Origin of the sequence: Bacteroides sp. 41_26 (assembly GCF_949740115.1) — a bacterium.
GTDB classification, from domain to species: domain Bacteria; phylum Bacteroidota; class Bacteroidia; order Bacteroidales; family Bacteroidaceae; genus Bacteroides; species Bacteroides nordii.
Genome location: NZ_CATJGZ010000083.1, coordinates 38994 through 63151, shown reverse-complemented (window position 1 = coordinate 63151; position 24158 = coordinate 38994). Strand labels below are relative to the sequence as shown.

Below are 24158 nucleotides of genomic sequence, written 5' to 3'. Positions count from 1 at the left end.
TTGAAACAAGTTATATGATACTACAAAAAAGCTGCCTCGTAATTGAAGCAGCTTTTTCTGTAGTATCATATAACTATAATCCGGATTACCATCCCGGGTTTTGGGTGATTCCCGGTGCTTTTAATATCTCTGATTTTGGAATCGGATAGAGATACATTCGTTCATCAAATACCCGGTTTTCTACAGTGTATTTTTTATAAGTAGGTTCATCATTGGCATCCTTTATAATTTGCATACCTTCTATTTTCAAATAGTTTGCTTTCTCTGTCGGATTATCCAGCAAGCGCCAGCGGCGAATATCAAAGAAGCGGTGCTCTTCGAATGCCAGTTCTACACGGCGTTCGTTGCGTATTACTTCACGCATCTCTTCTTTACTTAGTCCGGCAGGCAGTTTATATGGGTTCAGTTGAGCACGTTTACGTATAAGTTCCACTACTTTGTAGATTGAATCTTTGGGTGCAGCACTTGGTGTATCATAATACTCATTCATTGCCTCCGCACAATTCAGTAATACTTCAGCATAGCGCATCAATATCCAGGTACGGGTGATATTATTGGTTCGTCCATCCCATACAGCTTGCGGTGAAAGAAGCTTCTTCAGGTAATATCCGGTTTTAGTAGCGGTTTTATTAGTAGCAGTAGCATCTTTTCCACCTTCAAATGTTTCAATAGTTTGAGTTTTGTCATTTACTGTAAATGTAGAACCGTCATAAGCAAAAGTCATATAGAAGCGCGGATCGCGTCCTACATATGGGTGATCTTTGTCATATCCTGACCCCAGTTCGTTGATACCTTTTCCGTTAGCCATACCGAAAGCATCTGCCAGGTTCTGTGTCGGATTCGTCAATCCCTTTCCTCCCATAGTGAGTGGGGAATTCTGGCTTTCTACACTTGTTGTAGTGTTATATTTGGTAGAGAATACTATCTCCCGATGATATTGCAGGAAGTTTTCACTAACAGCATACAAGTCGGTAAAGGTTTCATCTTCTTCAGTAAAGGCCATCAGCTTATATCTGAATGCCGATGCAACAACTTTTTGAGCGGCATCAATCGCGAGTTTATAACGTTGCTTATCATTATTAGGATTGTTCAACGGACTTGCCCAGTAGAGAAGTGCACGTGATTTCAAACCATATGCAGAACCGGTAGTCGGTCGTCCCAACTCTTTCTTATCATCAAATCCTACACTTTCGGAACTTCCTTTGTATTGTTCCGGTAACCGGTTGGCAGCAGTATCACAGTCAGCGATAATCTGTTTCATACAATCGTCATAGGACGCACGTGTTACTTGTTGGGCCTCTTCAACTGTCAATGATTTTGTAATCAATGGTACGCCACCGTAGCGTTTGATTAATTCAAAATAGAAATAAGCACGCAGGAAGTGGGCCTCTCCTTTCATACGTTCGCGGGTGCGGACCAACTCTTCATTCGTTCCGGAAGTAGTCGGCTTTACCGGCATTTTAAGTTCATCAATCTTTTCAAGAAACCGGTTTACGATCCGGATTCCCTCATAGTTTTTAGTCCATACGTTTTCTACAAGGAAATAAGAATCCCATGTACCATTATTGAAACCTTTGATGTCACTTGTCACGTCCGAGTGTACTGCTTCATCGCATCCTGCTGCCAACATGGCGTTATCAATCCGGTTGTAGCCGCTGGGTAGTTTGTTGTACGCATCGTTCATGAATCCGAAAGCTCGCCGGGTTTCATTCCATATGTCGTCTTCTCCCAGTTTACCGTCTTTCTCCGGGTCCAGAAATGAATCACAGCCGGTGAAAAGAAAAGAGAAAGTCAAACCTAAACCTATAATATATTTATTGATTTTCATAATCGTAGTGTTTTTAAAGTTTTATAGATATACCAACCGAGAATGTTCTCAGCAGGGGATATTCAGAATATCCGGCATTCATAGCTTCCGGGTTACGACCGTCAATTGCATTTGAGAAAGTAAACAGATTGTTTGCATTCACATAAAGACGTAATGAAGAAAGGAATATTTTTCTTACCAGTTGCTTGGGGAATGTGTATCCCACCTCTGCCGACGAAATGCGAAGCATGGAGGTCTTTTTCTCCCAGAAATCAGAAGTCTGTGTATTGTAATCACGAGAGATACTCAGACCCGGATATGCTGTCTGTACGGTAGGATTAGCCGGATTCCAACGGTTCTCGTAAGCGTAAGGAGTAAACTTATTCGGAGTATAAAAAGTAGAGAATAAGGCTGATCCTTCCAGATTACACTGAATATCAAATCCTTTATAGTTACCACCTAATGTAGCACCGAAAATAATTTCCGGCAGGGTATTTCCTAATGCTACCTTATCAGACTCATCAATTACATTATCATCCTCCGGGCTTTGGTTTTTGTAGATGATATCACCCAGTACAGGAGTTCCGAAAGAGCCTGTAGGAGCATTGACCAGTTGATCCGCATTGGTATACAATCCATTGGTCTGAAAACCAAATTGTGTACTAATAGAATGTCCTTTACGGTATTGGTGAGCATATTTGTAAGCTACTTCTTTTAAGTCGATAATTTTGTTTTTTGCCCATACCATATTTCCTCCGATAAAGAATCCACCATCCTTGTATTGTTTGTTATAAAGGATGTTCAGGTCGATACCCTGATTGTCAATTGATCCGCCATTGTATTTGGACAGACCGATACCAATCAGTGAAGGAACAATATTAGAGTAGTCTACCAATACGTCACGGCGTTTTTCATTGAAATAGTTCATTGTCAATGAAAGTCCTTTCCAGAGTTCAAGGTCGAATCCTACATTGAGTTTGTATGACTTTTCCCATGTTTCATTGGGATTGGCCAATGTTCCTTCTTGTGAGCCGTCCGTACTTCCGTTGGGATTACCGAATGCATACCCACCTGAAGAGGTAAATTCCTGGCGATAAGGGAAACGGCGTCCACCGGTCTGGTCATTACCGTTTATGCCATAAGATGCTCTGAACTTCAGAAAATCGATTGCTTCTGCTGATTGAAGCCATTTCTCATCCGAAGCAACCCATGCCAGTCCGATAGCCGGGAAAAGTCCGGTACGTTTTCCGCTTTTGTAATTGCTGGAACCTTGATAAGAAGCAGTTACTTCTGCATAGTAACGTTTGTTGAAACCATATTGTGCACGCAATGCCAGCCCCTGATATTTGTAATCGGGATTATCACCCGGAACTGTTTCACTGGAATGATTATAGAACAAGCGAACTGCCAGATCATGTATATCTCCGAAAGTATGATTGTAGTTGGCTCCTGCACCCAGTGTGTTATAGCGGTAGAATCCACCCATCATCTCTGATTTACGGCTGTTTTTATATTCATCTTTACCAAACTGCGTATAGGTACCATCTGCGTTTTCCTGGAATACAGCATACGTATTATTGATGCTCAGGTACTGCATATTGAAGTTTTCGAAACCATAATAAGCATCAACCGAAAGCCCTGGTAACAGCATATCCAGGTCATATTTACCTTTCACCTGTACATTGAGCAGACGAGATTCGTCTTTACGATAACCGTGACGGTTCAAAAGTCCGTAAGGATTCGTCTGATACTCAGAAGTACCTCCGAGTGATCCGTTCTTATTGAACATTGGGAAAGCGTTTGCCGGCAGAGTCATCAGAGTATTAAATACGGAATTAGTAGCGGCAGGTACTTCCGAACCTGTATTAGCAGCCGAACTCTTGTCAATAGCTGCAGAAACCAGAATATTGAACAGCATTCCCTTAATCGGGTTAATATCCAGATTTGAACGGTAGTTGAAACGTTCGTATGTGTTATTGGCAGCAGCATCTTTGAAGATACCTTCCTGTTTCATATAACCGGCAGTTACAAAATAACGTGCCAGTCCGTTACCTCCTGAAGCTGAAAAGTTATAGTGCTGGAAAGGAGAGTTCTTACCAATGAAACGGTCTTTGTAATTTTCGTCCGGATAAAGATAGGGATCTCTGTCTGCACGGAGATACATATCGGGATTATACATTGGTGCCGAACCGTCATTTCTTAATGCTTCATTATAGAGAGTAGTGTATTGGTAAGCATTCAACCGGTCGGACATTCTTTCTGTTGTCTGGAATCCTGCGCGGATATCCACATTAATAGAGTGCTTTACTTCACTACCATGTTTTGTTTTTATTAAAATAACACCGTTGGCTCCGCGCATACCATACATGGCCAAAGCCGACGCATCTTTCAGTACAGAGATACTTTCCACTTCATTGAAATCCATCAAGTCAATGTTGGCTTCTATATCGTCAACTAAAATCAGAGGTTTAGCATTGGCATTGGTTGCCATACCACGTACATAAAAAGTATAGTTACTTTTACCGAACTTTTCACCTCCGTTTTTCAGTGAATAAAGTCCGGATAAAGTTCCGTTCATAGCCTGTTCAATATTGGTTACCGTATTCTTTTCGATAACATCGGTACCAATACTTGATACAGCCGAAGTCATACTTCTCTTGGATTGTTCTCCGTAAGATACGCCAATCATTTCGTCTTCATGAGTCATATACTTTACCAGTTTCAATGTATAAACTGATTGGTTATTGAGGCGTGTAACAACCGGACGGTATCCTTTTAAGTTAACTACCAGTACATCCGACGGATCGAGCAGCATATAGAATTTACCATCTTCGTCAGTCACGGCATCTGTTTGTTTCTCCTGTACGTTAACTGTGATACCGGGCATAGGGACATTATTTTCGTCGACCACAATACCCTCAACAGTTACTGTTGAGCTTTTTTGGGTCTTTTGTGCTTTTACCGGCGTTACCGATAGAAGTAGTGCACACAGAAACGTGCACAAATATATAAATCTCTTCATTTGAATCATATTTTAGGGTTTATACCATCATCATTTCCATCCCGGGTTTTGTTCCAAAACGGCACTCTTATATACCTCATTGTTAGGTATCGGATAGAGATGCATGTGCTCTTTAAATGTAGGAGTTTCATATTTTTCACGGGAATAAGTGAAGGTTCCATCTGTATTCTTCACTACACGAATACCATAAATATCTTTATTGAAATATTCTACTCCTTTATGCCAGGACAGCACATCATACCAGCGATGTTCTTCGAAACAAAGTTCCACGGCCCGTTCATTGTAGATACGTTCACGCATTTTTTCTTTTGTATCCGAGATGTCTGTTGGGACAGGCACCTGTCCTACACGTCCTCTAAGCTCTGTCAGTACGTCTCTTACAGAGAGTCCTTCCAGTGAACTTTCCGGACCTCCTACCTCATTCTGTGCTTCGGCAAAGTTCAGCAGAATCTCTGCATAGCGGAAGAAGATATAGTTCATGTAGGTGGAAGTACCTTTATATCGTTGATGTGCTTCCGGCCAGAATTTGGCTATGGCATAACCCAATACATTGATATGAGTGGTTCCTTTGTCACGTCCTGTTTCTTTTCCATTGGCTGATACCCAAAATTCCAGTTTACGATTATACCAGAACCGGTCATTACGCAGTACGCACATATCCAGACGGGGGTCTCTGTTTGCATATGGATCTTCGTCTTTGTAAATCTTAGAATTCGTAATTGGATAGCCTTTAGAGTCTTCAAACATGTCAACCATATTTTGAGTTACCCATTCTCCTGCCCATCCGTCATATCCTTGTGTAGCAATGAAACGAGTCCAGAATGTACTTCCGTTGGTATGTCCCTGTTCAAAGTTCATTTTGATACGCGGACGATTCATGATGATTTCGCTGCAAACCGGCTGGAAAAACATGTTCACATAATCGGGATAAAGCGTATAGAGTTTCAGGTCGATTACATCTTTGGCTGCTTTGGCTGCTTTTTCCCATTTTGTTATATCATTGGAAGGATTGTGTAATGGTCGGGCAGCATACAACAGTACTCTTGATTTCAGTGCTTTTGCCGCTCCTACAGAAGCGCGGCCGTTGTCAGCATCGGCATACTTTGAGGGCAGCAGGCCGGCAGCCGTATTACAATCCCCTACGATAAACTCAACACATTTTTCATAGGTGTCGCGTGGTAAGTCCAGATTATCTTTGTTCAAAGTCAGTGTATGATCAATGATAGGTACTCCTCCCCAACGTTTGATCAGTTCGAAGTAGAAGAAAGCACGCAGGAAGTAAGCTTCTCCCAGACAACGATCTTTGATTTCCTGTGATGGGAAATTAGGTATTCTGTCTATGTTTTCGATAATTTTATTGGTTTTACGGATACCAATGTACATATTCTGCCACATAGTTGAAATCTCATTATTGGCATCAAACATTTTGTTGCTTGATTCCATTTGGGTACCGTCCCATGCCCCGTTGTTGAAGATGGCGGTACATCCTCCTTTATTACGTGATTCATCCCCCATAGAGGAAACCAATGAATTCCATAAACGTCCCAGATGACCGGGCATATAAGAATAAGTCTGATCTGCATATTGACGGAACATGGCATAGTCCGAAAATATCTTATCCTCATTGATGTCTTCTACCGGAGCCATGTCCAGCTGACCTTCTCCAAATAATCCTGTACAGGAAGAGAGGCCTATAGAAGCCGCTATAACATATATGATAAATAATTTCTTCATAATTGATTAAAAGTTAATGTTTACACCAAAATTATAGACACTTTGTTGCGGATAAACCTCTCCACTGTTATTTACGGTTTCCGGGTCGAAGTTATCAATCTTGGACCATGTATAGAGGTTGCTTCCGTTCAAATAAACTTTCAGTCCTGTCATTCCCAGTTTACGATAGATTTTGGAAGGGAACGAGTAGGTAATCTGCACGTTCTTCAAGCGAATGTAATCGGCAGATTTCAAATGGAATGAGTTGATGTTTTTGTTGCTGTGTTTTGCTGCCATGTGTAGTGACGGATACGCTGCGTTAGGATTATCGGGAGTCCAGTAGTTCTTGTGAATTTCTGAAACCTGTCCTCCTCCTGCACCACCACCGAATTCATAACCGGCATTTCCGGCAAACAATACGGAAGCGTGAGCGGCTCCCTGGAACTGAACCGATACTTCCAAACCTTTCCAGATAATACCCGGAGTGATTGAGTACATGATTTCAGGTATACGTGAATAGCCGATAGCTACTTTATCTGCATCTGTCAGAGAGCCATCTCCGTTACGGTCCCAATACTTCAGGTCACCCGGAATGATAGGGCCTCCCAGAGTTGTCTGATCTGGTGAACTTTTAATATCTTCTGCATTCTGGAAAAATCCGAGTACCTGATATCCTCTGAACTGGTCAATTCTGAATCCGGCTATTTTTTGATAATCAGGTGTTCCTGCCGGGTCATCATAGTTAATAACTTCGTTGCGTGCGAAACTGTAGTTACCACGAATATAGTAGTCTACTTTTCCGATATGATGACGGTGAGAGAGTTCAAATTCATATCCCCAGTTCTTCACTTCACCTATGTTGAGGTAAGGACTGGATAAGCCAATAATTTGCGGGGTAGAACGTCCTTGAAGAAGGATGTCTTTACGGTGTTCTTTAAAAACGTCTACTGTAAAGCTGAGTAGATCATTTGAGAATAAGCGGGCTTCCAGACCGATATTACCTTTCAAAGCCGTTTCCCAGGTCAACAGTTTATTTTCGTTTCTTTTTTCATAGATACCTCCGTTGGTTGAAGGATTGGTTGTACCGAAACCGAAACTGGGAGTTCCTCCTCCTGCGTATATACCTTGTCCGGAAAACTCACCCATATAGAGGAAACGGTCTTTTGATTTGTCGTTACCAACCAGACCTACCGAACCTCTTACCTTTAAATAAGGGATAACTTTTTTCACTTTCTCCATAAATGCTTCTTCGGAGATCACATATCCCAATGAACCGGATGGGAAGAATCCGAAGCGATGACCTTTGGCAAAGTTTTCTGATCCATTGTATCCCAGACTGACTTCACCCAGATATTTATCAGCAAAGCCATATTCTACGCGGGCGGCATATCCCATCAATGCACTTGGTATACTACTTCCGCTTGTTGTTTTCTGTTGGTTGTAAACCAATATGGAATTGATATTATGTTTACCGAAACTACGTCCGTAACCTACCTTCAGCTGTAAGTTGGTACGTCGCATTGGATCGGTCTTTTTATCTTCACTAAAGCGGAAGGGCGAATCTTCACCTAATTGGTCATAACGTCCTGTGTTAGGCTCATAATAATAAGTATCAATACCATCCGTATATTTTTTTGTTGAGCCGAAATTGTTATTGAATGATATACTCATATCAAATGACAAGCCGTTTGTGATAAAGCTCAGGTCATTGTGCAAAGTTCCTACAATGTCGTAATAGTTAGTCTTTGAGTTTTCATATCCACTATATGCAATGCTGGTAAGCGGATTACCCGAACCTTGCACAGCGGCAATAGAACCATCCGGGTTATAGATAGGATGTCTCCAGGGTTCTTTGGCGATCAATCCCTGAAAATAACTGCCTGATGCACCTTTGAATCCATTCATTTCACCCGAACGTCCGGAAATATTGGCAGATAAGGTCTGATACTTATTGATATTTAAATCGATGTTTGAGCGGAAGTTGAAACGGCGATAGTACACCTGAGGATTGTAGTCTTTCTGCAGGTCGGTATATTTGAACATACCACCCTGATTTAAGTATCCCAGTGAGATAAAATACCTCACTGCTTTGGTACCTCCGGAAATGTTGATATTATACTGTTGTTGAAGGGCACCTCTTTTGTTTACCATTTCGTCATACCAGTTTACATCCGGATAACGATAGGGATCTTCTCCCAATCGGAAACCTTCCAGTGATTCGTCTGTAAGCAGTCCGTTGTCTTGTTGCAACGGATCTTTTCCATCATTCTCCCATGCTTTTTTACGAAGTACCAGGTGTTCGTATGAACCCAGGAATTCGGGAATCTGTGTAGGGCGTTGTAATCCCCAGTTGGCGGTGACTGAAATTTTCGGCTTTCCTTCTTTGCCTCTTTTGGTAGTGATCAGGATAACACCGTTTGCACCACGGATACCATATACGGCAGTAGACGAAGCGTCTTTCAGTACGGAAAGGCTTTCAATTTCATTTGCATCAAGTTGTGAAAATGATTCCTGTTCTACACCGTCAATGATAATAAGAGGAGAGGCATCGTTGAAAGTAGACTTACCACGAATCAGGATAGTGGCAGCATCCTCACCGGGACGTCCACCTGGTTGTTGAGTAATTACTCCCGGCAATTTACCAACCAGTGCGTTGGTAACGTTGGCTACCGGAGCGGCTACCAATTCACTGCTTTTCATCATACTTACGGCGCCGGTTACCGTTTGTTTCTTTTGTGATCCGTAGGCCACTACCACTACTTCGTCCAATGCATTCATCTGGTCTTCCAGTACAATGTTAAACGATGTTTTGTTACCCACAATCACTTCATATGTTTCATATCCTATATAGGAGATGATCAATACAGATTTGGGTGACGGTACCTGCAAAGTGAATTTACCATCGATATCGGAAATAGCTCCGATAGATGTACCCTTTACCAGCACGTTTACGCCAGGTAAAGTTTCTCCCTGACTATCAGTGATCACACCCTGTATATGGCGGGTCTGATTTGCTTCTGTCACAGATCCGAGCGCATGGCTCCATCCCAGTTGCAGTAGCAATACACAGCAAAACACTTTTAGAAATTTAAAATGTAACGTTTCTGTGTTCATAGTTTTTTAAGATTAAAAAATTAATTATTTGATAAATTAGCGGTGTAGAGACATAACGTTTATCTCCCATTCCGGTAGTGCAAATAAAATGCATTTGATTTGAACCAGGCTGCACTCTGTGTATTGGTGAATGCTACAATAGTGTATTCGGACAAAAATGCCCCCTATTACAGACAAAATGTACCAGTTTATACAGGGTACATCCTGGTTTTTGTAGTTTTATTCCAGTGTTTCTACTCCTTTTATTACCCCTGGTTCTGTCTGATGCATGTCAAAGACGATGATTTCGTTTGCACCCTCTTTCAACCAGACTCCCGGACAATACAGACGGTACTGAGGACCCACATTCCAGAAGCGTCCCAGGTTGTGTCCGTTGACATAAACAAGTCCTTTTGTGAAGTCTTTCATGTCGATGTAGCAATCTCCGGTTTTATCCAGTTGTACAGTGGCTTTGAAGAACATACCCGGACGCACAGTGTCGGTTTGTTTCAGTTTTGATACATATTCTGTAGACATGGGGATATTAAATGCGTCCCAATTCATTAATGTCATTCCGTTCAGAGTAACACGGTCGGTGATACCTTTACGGTCAATCATCTGTGCGGCAAAGTTAATGCGTCCCATACTCTCTACCAGGATATCAAGTACCGGATTTTCTACATTGGAAACCGGAAGGTCAATGGAGTGTTGCCCCAGTGTACGGTCGATACTTCCGATGTAGCGTCCGTTTAGAAAGACAGTAGCGTAATCGTGTACTTCATCTACACGGAGTGTACCGCTCTTATGACCAATCAGTTTCGTACGATACAATATCATTCCTTCATATTGATTCATCATTTCCATCGGAAGTGGTTGAACAATTGGTTTAGCAGCAGGAAGGTTATCCCAGATGCTTGCATATTTCTGTGTTTTTGTTGCAGAGAATGTAATGACAGGGATCGGAGCAGGAATCGGAGCAAGTTTCTTTTTACTGTACTTCTGGGTCAATTCACGTAACGCCATATATTTGGGGGTAGCCTGTCCCATTTCATTGATAGGAGCATCATAGTCATAGCTGGTCACATCCGGTTGGTAAATACCAGGCTGGGGGGAATTGGCTCCTGCCCAGAATCCAAAGTTTGTTCCACCGTGTATCACGTAGTAGTTGAACGATTTGCCATTATCAAGCAGCCATTTCACATCCGTTGTAATCTTTTCGATAGACGGGTGTTGCCAGTTTTCACGCCAGTGAGTAAGCCATCCGGGATAAAGCTCGGAACAGAATACACTGGCATCGGGATGTACTTTCAGGGCTTCATCGAATTCTGCCTTTGAAGCAGCCGGGTCAAGACCGATGGCTACACCGGGAAGTGTTCCTGCTTCGAGCATATAAGGAGTAGCTCCGTCAGCTGTGTAGAATGGGACTTCAATACCTTTGTCTCTCCAAAGATCATGAATCCACTTCATATATGTACGGTCATTGCCATAGCTTCCGTATTCGTTTTCCACTTGTACCATGATGATAGGACCGCCATTGGTAACTTCGTACTTTTTGATAATAGGGGCTATTGCAGTAGCATAACGCTCCACAGCAGCAGTATACCGTGGATCCATGCAACGGATTTTCAGATCCGGTGTAGATAGCAGATAAGCAGGTAATCCACCGAAATCCCATTCACCGCAAACATAAGGTCCGGGACGGAATAAAAGGAACATATCTTCTTCCTGCACAGTCCGGATAAATTTCTCCAGATCTTTATTGCCTGTCTGAAAATCGAATACACCCGGTTCACTTTCATGATAGTTCCACATGATATAGCAAGCTACGGTATTACATCCCATTGCCTTGATCATTTGTATTCGTTGTTTCCAATATTCTGCGGGGATACGTGACGGATGGATCTCACCGGAGATAATCTGGAACGGTTTATCATCCAGCCAGAATTGATTATCGCCCAGACGGAAAGAATGTGTACCTTTTGTCTGTGCCTGAACCAATGCACCGCCGCCTGTTAATAGAGCCAGTGCCATTAAAAAAGTTAAAAGCTTCTTTTTCATAAAATGATAGTTTATTAATGGTAAGTAATCGTTCGAAATTATATGATATTATTATTGAAACGCAGAAACTCGCAGATTCACGCAAAGCATATTATCGCTCAAGTATAGCGCAGCTATTTAATCTGCGAAAATCTGCGATCATTTGCGTTTCAATAAAACACTGTCATAGTATGAACTAAATTTGAAATACTACTTAGTTAGATTTCACATTATATCAATTTCCGCATTTCTGCCCCTGATTTATAGTAGTGTATAAACCGGAGCAGAAGGCGGAAAATGAATCCACTTAAAAGTGCGTTTGTTTCATACAGGTTGATTCATAGAGTTGTCAGAGTAATTCTAATGTTACCGTAGCAGGTTGTCCGCAATGTGCTCCTGCCGGTAGGGGAATCTTTATTTCATAGATATTCTTAGACTGTTTGCTGACTCCTTCACCTCTGACGGGTACAGAGGTATATACAGTCAGGCTGTTCAGCCCCTTTTTCATCAAAGCATCTGTAACTGTGAGAATGAGTTTCCCATCTTTTTTCTCCGCAAACAAGGCTGCGGGCGAAGATACCCTGAATGTCCCGAATTTACCTTTTGCTGTAACGGAGGTATCGAAATAAACGGCTCCTAACTTTGTTCCTTTCGGGTTTTCAGCTGCTTGCAGATGGGTGTTGTTAGCCAGTATGGCAGGTATCTTTTGGGGGAATTCGCCTTTACAATCTACTACATAAGCATAGGTAGCATCTTTTATTTCCCGTCCGTGTACGATTTCCATCTGGAATACCGGTACTGTTGTTTCCGGTTCTGTGTTGGCTTTGCAAAGTCTTTGCCAGTCGGTGATACGCTCTTCGCGGTTCCATTTCACTTCACCTGAAGTCTGCTGGGGAATTACTCCGTAGGTGAAACCTTCGTGGCGTATCCAATTGATTTTCCCCTTCTTTACCATTTCAGGAGCAACCGGGCTATAAGTCTGTTCAATCGTAGTAGTGATATTCCCTTCTTTCTCCGGGGAGAGGTTGGTGATTCCGGCTCCCAGGGCAAGGAATACATCGTCAAACATAAAGTAGCTTTTGTAAGCCCGTACACCGTATATGTCTTTGTTTACATCTTTGGCTTCAGAGGCATCCGGGTTTCCTTTCATCTTTGCATTGATTTTCTGATAGATGAAACCAGTTGCAAAATCTCCTTTACCATCAGTTGCTCCGGCAGCGAAGTCATAAGAACTGGTATATCCACTCCAGTTTTCGATTGGGTTTAGTTCTGTAGGAGTCTGGCGTGTAGTGACCCCCGGCCAAGCCGTAAGTTTCATGGCTCCTGTGATATTACGGTACTCACTTCCATCGTGTTGGAAAAGAGTGACTCCATCGGCACTATAGAGATTATAGCCTGCTGCACCGGGATAAGCACTCTCCAATCCGTCTACCCGGACAGATCCCATATTGATAAAGAGATAGTAATCATTTGTTTTCTTTATCAGGTCGTCATTGTTATAGAAATAACGGGTACCGTGATAGTATCCATCGGGTGCGGAGGCCATTTGTACATCCTGTCGGGAGGATTCATCAACAAACAGTTTCAGTTCATTAACCTCTTCAGGAGTGAGTGACGAATGCCAGTCGGCCAGTAATGTTCTGGCCAGGATATGTGAAGGTACATTCCCCCGGCGGTTATTTTTGCGTGTCATATTTCCCCGGTCTACAAGTGGTGGAATGATGCCTTTATGATGATAAAAGGCAGAGCAACGGATATAGTTGAGTACTACTTCCACATTCTCCCGCGAGAGTTGTTTGGCCCACGGAGATCCTTGCAGGTATTTTAGTATACGGAACGTTCCCTTCAGTCCATCTATAGGATATCCCCAAACGAGACATTGCTTTCCATGTCCCCATCCGGCCCCATCGGCAGTGGTGCCTTCTGTCCAGAAAGCCTCGTCATAAGTGGTTTGTGACACGACAGAGAGCGAACGGATGGCTACTTCGGCAAGTACGTCTATCATAGGAACCGAACTCATCATGACAGCTGCCTCCAATACCGGACGATAATCGAGTGCATTGCCTCCTACCCACCAGACGTGCTTGCGAAATCTCTCTACGCTTACCACGTTTTTGTCTGTTTCATCGTGTCTGTAGGGTTGTGTCCATGATTGAAAACCCACGTCAAATAGCTTTTGATGTGCCAGAAGGGCTGTTGAGTCTTTTACTTCACCCGTTTCGATTCTATCCATCAGGTCAAGCAGCGCAAAGTAGATTTTTACGGCTGCCCGTGGAGTGGCAAAGCAGGAAGCATGAAAGCGCCCGGGAGCATCATTGTTACGTTCATTTTCCATTTTGCCGTAAAAGGCGATGCCACGTAAAAGGGTTTGTACCCCGTTATCCTGAGGATCAAGATTCTTCTTCCCGCGATAGGATTCTGCTATGACCTGTAACCGTTCAAAGCAGTCCCGTGTCAGATTATTAATCTGGATACAGTGAGCCATGTTAGTTCCGGCAGCATAATTATTACGGATAATTAGCTCTTCTTCTGCACGTTTGTCTGTAAAACGGCCTTCCGCGTCAATCAGAGCCAGAGACTCTTGCAATGTATAGGCGGTTACAGGAGTCCCGTTGATATGTTTTGTAAACTCCTGTCTTAGCCGACGGATTGTTTCTGTCTTTTCATTATCTGTTGCGTACAGGTTACTGATACATAGCAGTCCGATTAGTATCAAACAGGTTTGTATGCGTTTCATAGTTTACTGATCTTTTGGCGATAACTCTGATTTTGTGTTACTACATTTACCAAATATACCTTATTATTATCAAGCGGCAAAATTAGTGAAGCTTTTCCGTTTTCTACGGTGACTTCTGATGTTGTTACCGAACATCCGTTTGTGTCATAAACCGTCACACGGGCAGGGCCGTTTTCTGTGCCGCAAATAATGAGTTGTCCGTTACTGTAGTTGATCATCAGTTTTTCGGTATTCTGGTTGTTGATACCGGTAGGTACAGGGTTAACTATGATATTGTCGATATAACAAACATGTTGTTCGTCTTCATACAGCGTGACATTTGAATTGTAAGTAGGCAATATGGCTATTCCCAATACTCCGTTCGTGAATTTACTTATCTGGCTGGAGTAAGCTGCTTTATTGAACTTGAATGTATAGGTGATCCACTGCCCTTCAGTAGTAAAATCGTAGACAGATTTGTTAAGGAGTATACCTTCGTCTTGTCTGAAATCATTCGTAGTATTAAACTTAGAAAGCAGCTTGATGCAAATATCTTGTTTTTCAGCCGGATCTTCAAAGTCATCTGTATCCTTACCAATCACATTGAGTGGTTGATAGATTGTAAATTCTACTACTTTTAAGTCATCAATGCCAATGGGGGTATCAAACAGGAACTTTAGTCCGTAGTCGCGTGCTTCCATGGAGGAGTAACGTAATACTTTGGCCGAATTGTTACTTTCGGCAGAGGGCACCGGATTATCTATTACTTCATGCGAATACATCCAGCGTGACTTGGGTTTGTAATCGCCTAACTTTCCTTTATTGCCGAAACGGAAGAAATAAGGAGTTGTTTCGTAGGTTTCAAAGTCTGCCCGGAAAAGTTCTTGTGCGGACATGTTACCGGAGAAAGAGATAGATGCTGCTAACAGCACAGAGGTAATGATCTTGTTTTTCATAATTTAATCAATTTGTGAGGCTGATTTTGTTTTACTACTTACAAAAGTAGAGGATGTTGTGAAAATGAGATGTTGTCTATCGTCCGAAATAGATGATTTTATTGTCCGTTGGACGAAATGGGGATTATATTGCCTTGAGTATTCCTTTGTTTTTGTCTGCATGAAACCTATTCTTTGTTTTCTGTGTATATGGCCGTATACGGGCATTTTTATCCGTATTATAGGTTTATATTGTCCGAAAGATAATTCGATACTACTGCTGATACAATACATCAACCTATGTTTGCAGTATCCTCCCTACATTTGCTCCTGTGATCAGTTGACAACAACTATTCCACATTGGTTACATTAATATAATAGACGATGAAAAAGCACATTTTACTCCTGTTTCTATTGGTAGGCAGTTCGCTTGCCGTAAAAGCCCAATCTACGGATAATGTAGATTTGATGTTTCCAAATCTGATGATGACCCGTTATCATTATGATAAGATGAAAGAAGATATTGAGAAGAAAGGCAATAATCCTCCTAAAAGCGCATACATTAAACAGATGAGAAACCCGGCGGAAAGTATTGTAAACAATGATAGGAAAACTACTACTGCGGTCTCAACTTCCAACAATCCTGCTAATATAGAGATTAAAGATGAGATGAATGCCATCTACCAGCTTTGCGTTGTCTATGCGTTCTCTCAGGAAGAGAAATTCCTGAATAAAGCGGTTGAATATCTGAAAGCTTGGGGAAAAGTAAATGTAGCTGTGTCCAAATCAAATATTCATGAGAGTGTTTATACTCCGGCTGTAGAAGGATATAGTATCATTCGTAATGTGATTTCACAGGAAGATAGAGAAGAGATAGACAGTTGGTTCAGGAAACGTGTCAATGTATTTATCAAAGACAATGATTTGCGGGAAAATAACTGGGGAACTTGTCTTTTACAGCAGTTTTACTATTATGGTTCAGCGTTGAATGATGAAACAATTGTGACTACTTATTTCAGAAATAGGTATTCCAACTGGGTAAAGAACAATCTCTATCCCAATGGTACTACTACCGACTTGTTAGGACGTGATGCTTTTGCTTATCATGCTTACGACTTATTGTTTTTTGCTGAAATCTGTCATGCAATAGCCTGTTATGAGGGTTATGAAGCGGCCGATGAATTTTATGCACGGGATGTTAACTGGGGAGCTTCAATAAAGAAGAGTGTTGATTTCTGGAAACCATACCTGCTTGATCCGGCAAAGAATCCACATTTGGAATTCGTAGAAACAGAATGGGCGCCCGATAAGAAACGTAGTGACTATAACAAACCTTATAACCCCGGTGGCACCATGTATGCTGCTGATGAGATTTTTGAAATGGATCATGATCTTATCCGTGCTGTTGAGAAGTATCGTGGTGGTAACCCATTTTATACCTGGCGACTGACACTTAGTAACCTGCGCTGGTATTATGGCACTGGAGAACAGTAAAATAGTAGTTAAGTAGTAAGTAGTCAAAGTAGTTAAGTAGAATGCTATCTGCTACTTACTACTAACGAAGTGATAACTACTTGACTACTAAAGAAAAAATACATAACGAAATCATTAACCTATATGCGAATTATTGGACTATTACTGCTGAGTTGTTCTCTTTGTATGTCTTGTGTACAAACAGATAAAAAGAAAGCACTCATTGATGACGATTTTTTAGTTGCCGAACAACATTTGAGCAATCAACTCAAAGCGGTTCCCGAACCTACTGTGTATCCACGTACTACGGGTAAAGACGGAAAGTTGATTGCTACTCCGAAGAATGACTGGACGGAAGGGTTCTATCCGGGATGTTTATGGTATATCTATGAACACAACCGGGAAGAGAGCTGGAAACAGAGTGCTATCAAATGGACCGAGGCTCTGGAGCCGATGAAAAAGCTGACAAGTCATCATGACATTGGTTTTCTTATCTATTGCAGTTTTGGTAACGGGTATCGGCTTACAGGTAAAGAAGAATATAAAGATGTGATTATAGAAGCTGCCAATTCTCTGACTACCCGTTTCAGTGAAGTGACAGGGTGTATAAAATCATGGAATTACCGGAAAGCCTGGAATGGAAAAGATGAATGGTTCTATCCGGTGATTATTGATAATATGATGAACCTGGAGTTACTCTATTTTGCTTCTAAAGTGACAGGTGATACAAGATATGCCAAGATAGCAACCACCCATGCGGAGACAACTGCGAAGAATCAGTTACGCAAAGATTATAGCAATTATCACGTAGTAGATTATGATACATTGACAGGTAAGGTTCTTCATCAGGCCACTTGTCAGGGGTTCTCTGATAATTCGGCATGGGCACGCGGACAGGCATGGGCTATATATGGTTACACAATGGCTTATCGTGAAACGCAGAATCCGAAATTCCTCGAAATAGCCATACATACGGCAGACTATTGGCTTAACCATCCGAATCTTCCCGAAGACGGGGTTCCTTACTGGGACTTTAATGCCGGACAGGAAGGGTATGTTCCCGATTGGGCCTATGACCCTAACCGCTTTAAAGTAGTTCCCCGTGATGCATCGGCGGCGGCCATTGCTGCTTCTGCTTTTCTGGAACTGGCTACGTATGTACCGAATGAAAAGACATATTACGATGCAGCAGTTAAGATACTTAAATCACTCTCTTCACCGGCTTACCGGGCGGTTCCGGGCACTAACAATAACTTTATCCTGATGCATAGTGTGGGTAGTATCCCTCACAATCAAGAAATTGATGTCCCATTGGTTTATGCCGATTACTACTTTCTGGAAGCTCTGAACCGGTATGGCCATTACGACAATAAGAAGTAAACTTCAATAACATAATTATTAACTTTTTAAATCAATTCGTATGAGAAAATTATTTTACGCAGTAGCATTATTATTCGTAAGTGCAAACATGAGTGCACAGTATTTTGTAGATGGGTATAATACCAGTTTTGACAGTTGGGTGGACATCAAAGATTCAGAAGAAAACGTGATAGGTGTAAGACCTGCCGGCTGGGTATCTCCTTCTAATAACAACTGGACTTCGGGTACTAATAAGGTAGAAGTAACCTTTGAAAAAGCAGAGAACCGTAATGGGGAAGCTGATAAGGCTTGTAAGATTATTACTACAGGTATTGTGTCTACCTGGTTTAGCTGGCACGTAGGTGTATCACAGGTGACAAGTGTCTATGCAGAAGATTACATTGCTGATCCGTTCTTTATTGATAAAGGAGATGATTTCTATTATACATTTTGGGCAAAAAGCGATGTAGATGGAACTAAAATGCATATTGGTACTGGTCAGTTATATAATCCGTCAAACGGAGGAAGCTGGGACAATGTGCCTTATGTGGAGCTTACTACCGAATGGAAACAATATGGTATTTATGTAGAACTTGCCAAATTGGACCTTACTTCATTCGATATTCAGCTCAGAAGTAACGGTGTTCGGTATATTGATGATCTGGAAGTAGGATTTGGTGAAATTCCCGAAGGTGTAGGTATCATCAATGTAAATGCAAAGGATGCTTTCAATGTTTACTCTAACGATAATGGTATCTCTTTTGAAGGTGCCGAAGGAATGGTTACCGTATTCAATACAGTAGGTTCGGTAGTTGCTCAGAAAGCTGCAAATGGTGGAACTGATAACATATGCCTTGGCAGCGGACTTTATCTTGTAAAGTTGCAGACAGCCGATGGAGAGGTAACCCGTAAGGTAGTAGTTAAATAAAATTCTTTAAAAGAAGCTATAATAATAGCAGGGTATTGAGATAAGATTGGGATAATTAGAAAAGAAAGCGCATCTTTGTTCCGTAATAACAGGCAGTAGTGCTGTGTGTTACGAGAATAAAGATGCGTTATTTTAATTTTGGAATACTATGAATTTAATTACTAAAAGCAAAACTACTCTTCTTTTGTTACTTTTTGTCTGTTCCTTATCCGTTTCGGGTAAAGACAAACGTATCCGGGCCGTTTATGATCTGATAGAGCGGGTTACCCCCGGTTACTCTTCGCAATACCGTTTGGAATTAATTGCTCCCGATGACGGTTCTGATGTATACGAAGTAGATGGTAACGGCAAACAAATCATCCTTCGCGGTAACACGTCCGTAGCTCTGGCTACCGCCTTTAATTGGTATTTAAAGTATACCTGCCAGGCGCACGTCTCCTGGTTTGGCAATCAACTTCAGCTTCCGAAGAAACTTCCTCAGCCCCTTCAAAAGGAACGCCGTACAATCAACGGTCGTTACCGTGTGTATATGAACTATTGTACCGTGAGCTACACTGCTGCCTGGTGGAACTGGGAACGCTGGCAAAAGGAGCTGGACTTTATGGCGATGAACTCCATTAACATGCCCCTTTTTACTATCGGTCTGGATGCTGTGTGGTACAATACCTTGTTGCACTTCAACTTCACAGATGGGGAGGCACGTGCTTTCCTCGCCGGTCCCGGACATGCCGCCTGGCAGTGGATGCAAAACCTTCAGAGTTATGGTGGCCCCCTTCCGAAGTCCGTGATCGATAAACATGCTGCATTGGGCAAAAAGATCATTGCACGGCAACTGGAATTGGGCATGCAACCCATTCAGCAAGGCTTCTCCGGTTACGTTCCGCGTGAGCTGAAAGAGAAGTACCCCACAGCGAATATCAACCAGCAACGTTCCTGGTGTGGTTTCAAAGGGGCTGCTCAGTTGGATCCTACCGATTCGTTGTTTACCCGTATGGGGCGTGTTTTCCTCGAAGAACAGGCCCGGTTGTTTGGTGCACACGGAGTCTATGCTGCCGATCCATTCCATGAAAGTGCTCCTCCGGTAGATACTCCCGAATATCTGAGAGCGGTGGGAGAAAGAATTCACCACCTTTTCCGTGACTTCGACCCGCATAGCACTTGGGCCATGCAGTCGTGGAGCCTGCGTGAAGATATTGTTAAAGCTGTTCCGAAAGATGCTTTGCTGATTCTTGACCTGAACGGTAAAAGTACCTCAAAAGCCCTGTTCTGGGGATATTCTACGGTAGTGGGTAACTTACATAATTTCGGCGGACGCATCAATATGCACGGCGATTTGAAGCTTCTTGCTTCCAATCAATACAGTAAGGCCAAACGGTTGAATCCCGCAGTTTGTGGTTCGGGGCTGTTTATGGAAGCCATTGAGCAGAATCCGGTATATTATGAATTAGCTTTTGAAATGCCCTGCCATGCCGATAGCATTGATTTGCAAGCCTGGCTGAAACAGTATGCTACCCGCCGTTATGGGGCCTCTTCGCCGGCAGCACAGGAAGCATGGATGCTGCTGCTCGATGGGCCGTATCGTCCGGGTACAAATGGTACGGAGAAGAGTTCAATCGTGGCTGCCCGCCCTGCATTGGACGTAAAGAAGTCCGGTCCGAATGCCGCTCTTGAAATACCTTACGATCCGGCTTTGGTGATTCGTGCCCAGAGTCTGCTGCTGAAAGATATAGATAAGCTATCCGCTTCCCGTCCCTACCGTTTCGATATTGTAGATGTGCAGCGGCAGCTGATGACTAATCTTGGCCAGCTTATTCACCGTCAGGCGGCAGAAGCCTTCAGGAAGAAAGACCAGCGTGCTTTTACGCTTCATTCCGGGCGGTTCCTTGAGATGTTAGCTGATATGGACCAGCTGCTTCGTACCCGCAGCGAGTACAGTTTTGACCGTTGGCTGACAGAGGCCCGTAGCTGGGGAGACACCGAAGAGGAGAAGAATCTGATGGAACGTGACGCCACTTCTTTGGTTACTATCTGGGGAGCTGACGGTGATCCGCGTATCTTTGACTATTCCTGGCGGGAGTGGTCGGGGCTGATCAATGGTTATTATCTCCCGCGCTGGCAGAAGTTCTATGCCATGCTGCAACAGCATCTTGATGCAGGTACTTCTTATGAAGAAGCCGGTTTACCGCAGATTTATGGCCGGGAGGCTTTCCGTGCCAATGATTTCTATAACGGCCTGGCTGAGTGGGAGCTTGCTTATGTCGATAGTTACGGCAAGGCGCGTACTCCGGTTGCCGAAGGCGATGAGGTTGCTATGGTTAAACGCCTGTTTGATAAGTATCTCAAACTCTCTCAGGAGTATTATGCCGGAGGGGTGAAGGTTACGGAGAAATCTTCGGGAGAAAGGACTTATGAAAATTTAGGAGAAGAATAATTGTGAGTTTTTGGAGCAAAAAGATAGCAAATTGTGTATTATGCTAACAGGCTCTTAAGATAAAACGGATGGAATAGAAAAAAGAGCGTATCTTTATTCGTAATAATATGCAGAAATGCCTCTGTTATAGGAATAAAAATGCGCTTTTTCGGTAAAAAAGTACTTTTTTCCCGGAGCGAAATTGTTTGTTCGGCTCCGGGGAAGGAGAGGTTCCCCGGAGCCGAACACTTCCCTCCCCGGAGCCGGGCTCTTTCTTCCTCACCGGGGAAGATGTTTCAGGTGCAAAAGAGATACTTCCGGGAGTTATTAGCTTCCTTTATGCCGGGGAAATGGAAATGATAAAACGGAGTAGTTTATAGCCAGATAGCGATCGTATAGGCGTAAACTCCCTATATTGGGTGATAAAAAGAGGCATTTGTCCGTTCAATAATGGCTTATTGATTTTGACAAATGCCTCTCTGTTTCTTTTATTTCATGACACCGGATTTAGCTGCGGAAATAGCGTATTCCTGAGCGGTAGAATATTCAAAGTGTCAAAACGAAACTATTTCTTTGCATGCGGATAATCGATTGTATAATGTAATCCGCGGCTCTCTTTCCGCTCCATCGCCTGACGCATGATGAGATATCCCACGTTAATCATGTTACGCAACTCGCAAATTTCCTTAGATGCTACACTGCGTTTGAAGAGGCTTTCTGTTTCTTCATAAAGAATATCCAGCCGGTCCCACGCACGCTTCAGGCGAAGGTCACTCCGAACAATGCCTACATAGGTACTCATAATCTGGTTCACCTCTTTCATGCTTTGGGTAATCAATACCATCTCTTCGGGCGAGCGGGTACCCTCGTCATTCCATTCCGGGATATCCGGATTATAATCATATTGGTCTACTACTTCCAGCGTATGTTTGGCAGCTGCGTCGGCATACACAACGGCTTCGATCAGAGAGTTTGAAGCTAAGCGATTGCCACCATGCAAGCCTGTACAAGAGCATTCGCCCACCGCATAAAGCCGTTCGATAGACGACTGGGCGTTGAGATCTACCAGGATACCTCCACAGAGATAATGGGCGGCCGGAGCAACCGGAATATAATCTTTTGTAATGTCAATACCTAAGCTGAGGCATTTCTCATAAATGTTCGGGAAGTGCTTCCGGGTCTCTTCGGGATCTTTGTGAGTGACGTCGAGATAGACATGGTCATCACCCCGGTTTTTCATTTCGTTGTCAATGGCACGTGCTACGATATCGCGTGGAGCCAATGAAAGACGGGGGTCATATTTCTGCATGAACTCTTTACCGTCCATCGTACGGAGTACGGCACCGTAGCCACGCATGGCTTCGGTAATGAGGAAAGAAGGACGGTCGCCCGGATGATAAAGCGCTGTAGGATGAAACTGTACGAATTCCATATCTTTCACCGTTCCCTTGGCACGGTATACCATAGCAATACCGTCTCCGGTAGCTACCAACGGATTGGTAGTTGTCTGGTACACAGCTCCTACTCCACCGGTTGCCATGAGTGTAACCTTTGCCAGGTATGTATCTACCTTTCCGGTTTTCGGGTCGAGAATATAAGCGCCGTAACATTTGATGTCCGGTGTCTGACGTGTAACGGTCACCCCAAGATGATGCTGGGTTAATATCTCAATCGCAAAGTGATTTTCGATTACTGTAATGTTGGGATGGCGTTGCACAGCCTTGATAAGACTGTCCTGAATCTCAGCTCCGGTATTATCTTTGTGATGAAGAATACGGAACTCCGAATGTCCTCCTTCCCGGTGCAGGTCGAATTCTCCCTCTTCGTTTTTATCGAATTCCACTCCCCAGTTGATAAGTGCTTCGATTTGTGCCGGAGCCTCCCGTACAACTTTTTCTACGGCAGCACGGTCACTGATCCAGTCACCGGCAATCATTGTGTCTTCAATATGCTTATCGAAATTATCTACCAGGAGATTCGTAACGGAGGCCACTCCTCCCTGTGCAAAATAAGTGTTTGCCTCTTCCAAACCGCTCTTACAGATAAGGGCTACTTTTCCTTTATGCGCCACTTTCAAAGCGAAGCTCATTCCGGCAATGCCGGAACCGATGACGAGGAAATCGAACTTTTTAACCATAATCTAAATGTTTATTACCGCAAAACTACAAAATAACTGTTTTCATTGTACTTTTCGTTGCCATTAATTCATAAAATTGCTAACTTGGCAGCAAAAATCTGACAAAATGAACCGAGTTTTCCATGCCCGCATTGCCTGGTATCAATATTTTCTTCTGGTGGTACTGGGAGCAAACGCGTTTGGCTTCCTGTGGTGTAAGTATATTCTGCTTGCCGTTTTTATGATGCTGTTGCTCATTGTGGTGATCGAACAGGTAATTCACACCACCTATACCGTTACGTCACAAAGTGAACTTATTCTTTCTTACGGTCGCTTTACACGTAAGAAGACAATTCCTGTCAAAGATATTATCTCTGTGCAAAAGCATCATTCAATGAAGTTCGGCCGTTTCTCGGTAACCGAATATGTATTGATTGAATACGGTAAAGATAAATATGTATCGGTGATGCCGGTCAAAGAGCGGGAATTTGTAGAGTTGCTGGAGAAGATAAAAAATAACGGTTAGTGATCAGTGATAAGTGATTAGTA

General features: G+C 42.9%; 13 protein-coding genes. 5 read left to right on the top strand and 8 right to left on the bottom strand.

What is annotated here, in order from left to right; all coding sequences use genetic code 11:
- Positions 1–85: 85 nt before the first annotated feature.
- The 7 genes from QX565_RS12025 to QX565_RS11995 form a co-directional block, all read right to left on the bottom strand.
- The gene (locus tag QX565_RS12025; RefSeq protein ID WP_289292861.1) at positions 86–1828 is read right to left on the bottom strand and encodes a RagB/SusD family nutrient uptake outer membrane protein; all 1743 of its coding nucleotides are present in this window, start codon (positions 1826–1828) and stop codon (positions 86–88) included.
- A gap of 13 nt (positions 1829–1841) precedes the next feature.
- Positions 1842–4829: a SusC/RagA family TonB-linked outer membrane protein gene (locus tag QX565_RS12020; protein WP_221648325.1), complete on the bottom strand. Its 2988-nt coding sequence runs from the start codon at positions 4827–4829 to the stop codon at positions 1842–1844.
- Positions 4830–4859: 30 nt separating this feature from the next.
- Positions 4860–6563 carry a RagB/SusD family nutrient uptake outer membrane protein gene (locus QX565_RS12015; protein WP_221648326.1) on the bottom strand — a complete coding sequence of 568 codons (1704 nt, stop codon included), beginning with the start codon at positions 6561–6563 and terminating at the stop codon, positions 4860–4862.
- Between the two features lie 6 nt (positions 6564–6569).
- Positions 6570–9656: a SusC/RagA family TonB-linked outer membrane protein gene (locus QX565_RS12010; RefSeq protein ID WP_221648327.1), complete on the bottom strand. Its 3087-nt coding sequence runs from the start codon at positions 9654–9656 to the stop codon at positions 6570–6572.
- A 219-nt stretch (positions 9657–9875) separates the two neighbouring features.
- Complete coding sequence (locus tag QX565_RS12005; protein ID WP_221648328.1) at positions 9876–11693, bottom strand: glycoside hydrolase family 35 protein; 1818 nt, start codon at positions 11691–11693, stop codon at positions 9876–9878.
- Between the two features lie 328 nt (positions 11694–12021).
- Positions 12022–14409 (bottom strand): polysaccharide lyase family 8 super-sandwich domain-containing protein, encoded by a 2388-nt coding sequence (locus QX565_RS12000; protein WP_221648329.1) that lies wholly within the window; start codon positions 14407–14409, stop codon positions 12022–12024.
- Complete coding sequence (locus QX565_RS11995) at positions 14406–15344, bottom strand: hypothetical protein (RefSeq protein WP_221648330.1); 939 nt, start codon at positions 15342–15344, stop codon at positions 14406–14408. The genes QX565_RS12000 and QX565_RS11995 overlap by 4 nt, the downstream gene beginning before the upstream one ends.
- A gap of 363 nt (positions 15345–15707) precedes the next feature.
- Between QX565_RS11995 and QX565_RS11990 the strand changes: the two genes are divergently transcribed.
- The 4 genes from QX565_RS11990 (at position 15708) to QX565_RS11975 (ending at position 21514) form a co-directional block, all read left to right on the top strand.
- Positions 15708–16817 carry an alginate lyase family protein gene (locus tag QX565_RS11990; protein ID WP_221648331.1) on the top strand — a complete coding sequence of 370 codons (1110 nt, stop codon included), beginning with the start codon at positions 15708–15710 and terminating at the stop codon, positions 16815–16817.
- 123 nt (positions 16818–16940) lie between these two features.
- Positions 16941–18176 carry a glycoside hydrolase family 88 protein gene (locus QX565_RS11985; protein WP_221648332.1) on the top strand — a complete coding sequence of 412 codons (1236 nt, stop codon included), beginning with the start codon at positions 16941–16943 and terminating at the stop codon, positions 18174–18176.
- Positions 18177–18216: 40 nt separating this feature from the next.
- The gene (locus tag QX565_RS11980; protein WP_221648333.1) at positions 18217–19083 is read left to right on the top strand and encodes a T9SS type A sorting domain-containing protein; all 867 of its coding nucleotides are present in this window, start codon (positions 18217–18219) and stop codon (positions 19081–19083) included.
- A 148-nt stretch (positions 19084–19231) separates the two neighbouring features.
- A complete protein-coding gene (locus QX565_RS11975) occupies positions 19232–21514 on the top strand; it encodes an alpha-N-acetylglucosaminidase (protein WP_221648334.1) in 2283 nt (760 codons plus the stop codon).
- Positions 21515–22058: 544 nt separating this feature from the next.
- Here QX565_RS11975 and nadB read toward each other — a convergent pair.
- A complete protein-coding gene (gene nadB, locus QX565_RS11970) occupies positions 22059–23630 on the bottom strand; it encodes an L-aspartate oxidase (RefSeq protein ID WP_221648336.1) in 1572 nt (523 codons plus the stop codon).
- 106 nt (positions 23631–23736) lie between these two features.
- On the opposite strand from nadB, the gene QX565_RS11965 reads away from it, so the two are divergent.
- A complete protein-coding gene (locus tag QX565_RS11965; RefSeq protein WP_221648337.1) occupies positions 23737–24135 on the top strand; it encodes a PH domain-containing protein in 399 nt (132 codons plus the stop codon).
- The last annotated feature ends 23 nt before the right edge of the window (positions 24136–24158 follow it).

Bases quoted from the DNA above. Each gene is read 5' to 3' on its own strand.
- QX565_RS12025 (WP_289292861.1), bottom strand. From the start codon at position 1,828: ATGAAAATCAATAAATATATTATAGGTTTAGGTTTGACTTTCTCTTTT.
- QX565_RS12020 (WP_221648325.1), bottom strand. From the start codon at position 4,829: ATGAAGAGATTTATATATTTGTGCACGTTTCTGTGTGCACTACTTCTA.
- QX565_RS12015 (WP_221648326.1), bottom strand. From the start codon at position 6,563: ATGAAGAAATTATTTATCATATATGTTATAGCGGCTTCTATAGGCCTC.
- QX565_RS12010 (WP_221648327.1), bottom strand. From the start codon at position 9,656: ATGAACACAGAAACGTTACATTTTAAATTTCTAAAAGTGTTTTGCTGT.
- QX565_RS12005 (WP_221648328.1), bottom strand. From the start codon at position 11,693: ATGAAAAAGAAGCTTTTAACTTTTTTAATGGCACTGGCTCTATTAACA.
- QX565_RS12000 (WP_221648329.1), bottom strand. From the start codon at position 14,409: ATGAAACGCATACAAACCTGTTTGATACTAATCGGACTGCTATGTATC.
- QX565_RS11995 (WP_221648330.1), bottom strand. From the start codon at position 15,344: ATGAAAAACAAGATCATTACCTCTGTGCTGTTAGCAGCATCTATCTCT.
- QX565_RS11990 (WP_221648331.1), top strand. From the start codon at position 15,708: ATGAAAAAGCACATTTTACTCCTGTTTCTATTGGTAGGCAGTTCGCTT.
- QX565_RS11985 (WP_221648332.1), top strand. From the start codon at position 16,941: ATGCGAATTATTGGACTATTACTGCTGAGTTGTTCTCTTTGTATGTCT.
- QX565_RS11980 (WP_221648333.1), top strand. From the start codon at position 18,217: ATGAGAAAATTATTTTACGCAGTAGCATTATTATTCGTAAGTGCAAAC.
- QX565_RS11975 (WP_221648334.1), top strand. From the start codon at position 19,232: ATGAATTTAATTACTAAAAGCAAAACTACTCTTCTTTTGTTACTTTTT.
- nadB (WP_221648336.1), bottom strand. From the start codon at position 23,630: ATGGTTAAAAAGTTCGATTTCCTCGTCATCGGTTCCGGCATTGCCGGA.
- QX565_RS11965 (WP_221648337.1), top strand. From the start codon at position 23,737: ATGAACCGAGTTTTCCATGCCCGCATTGCCTGGTATCAATATTTTCTT.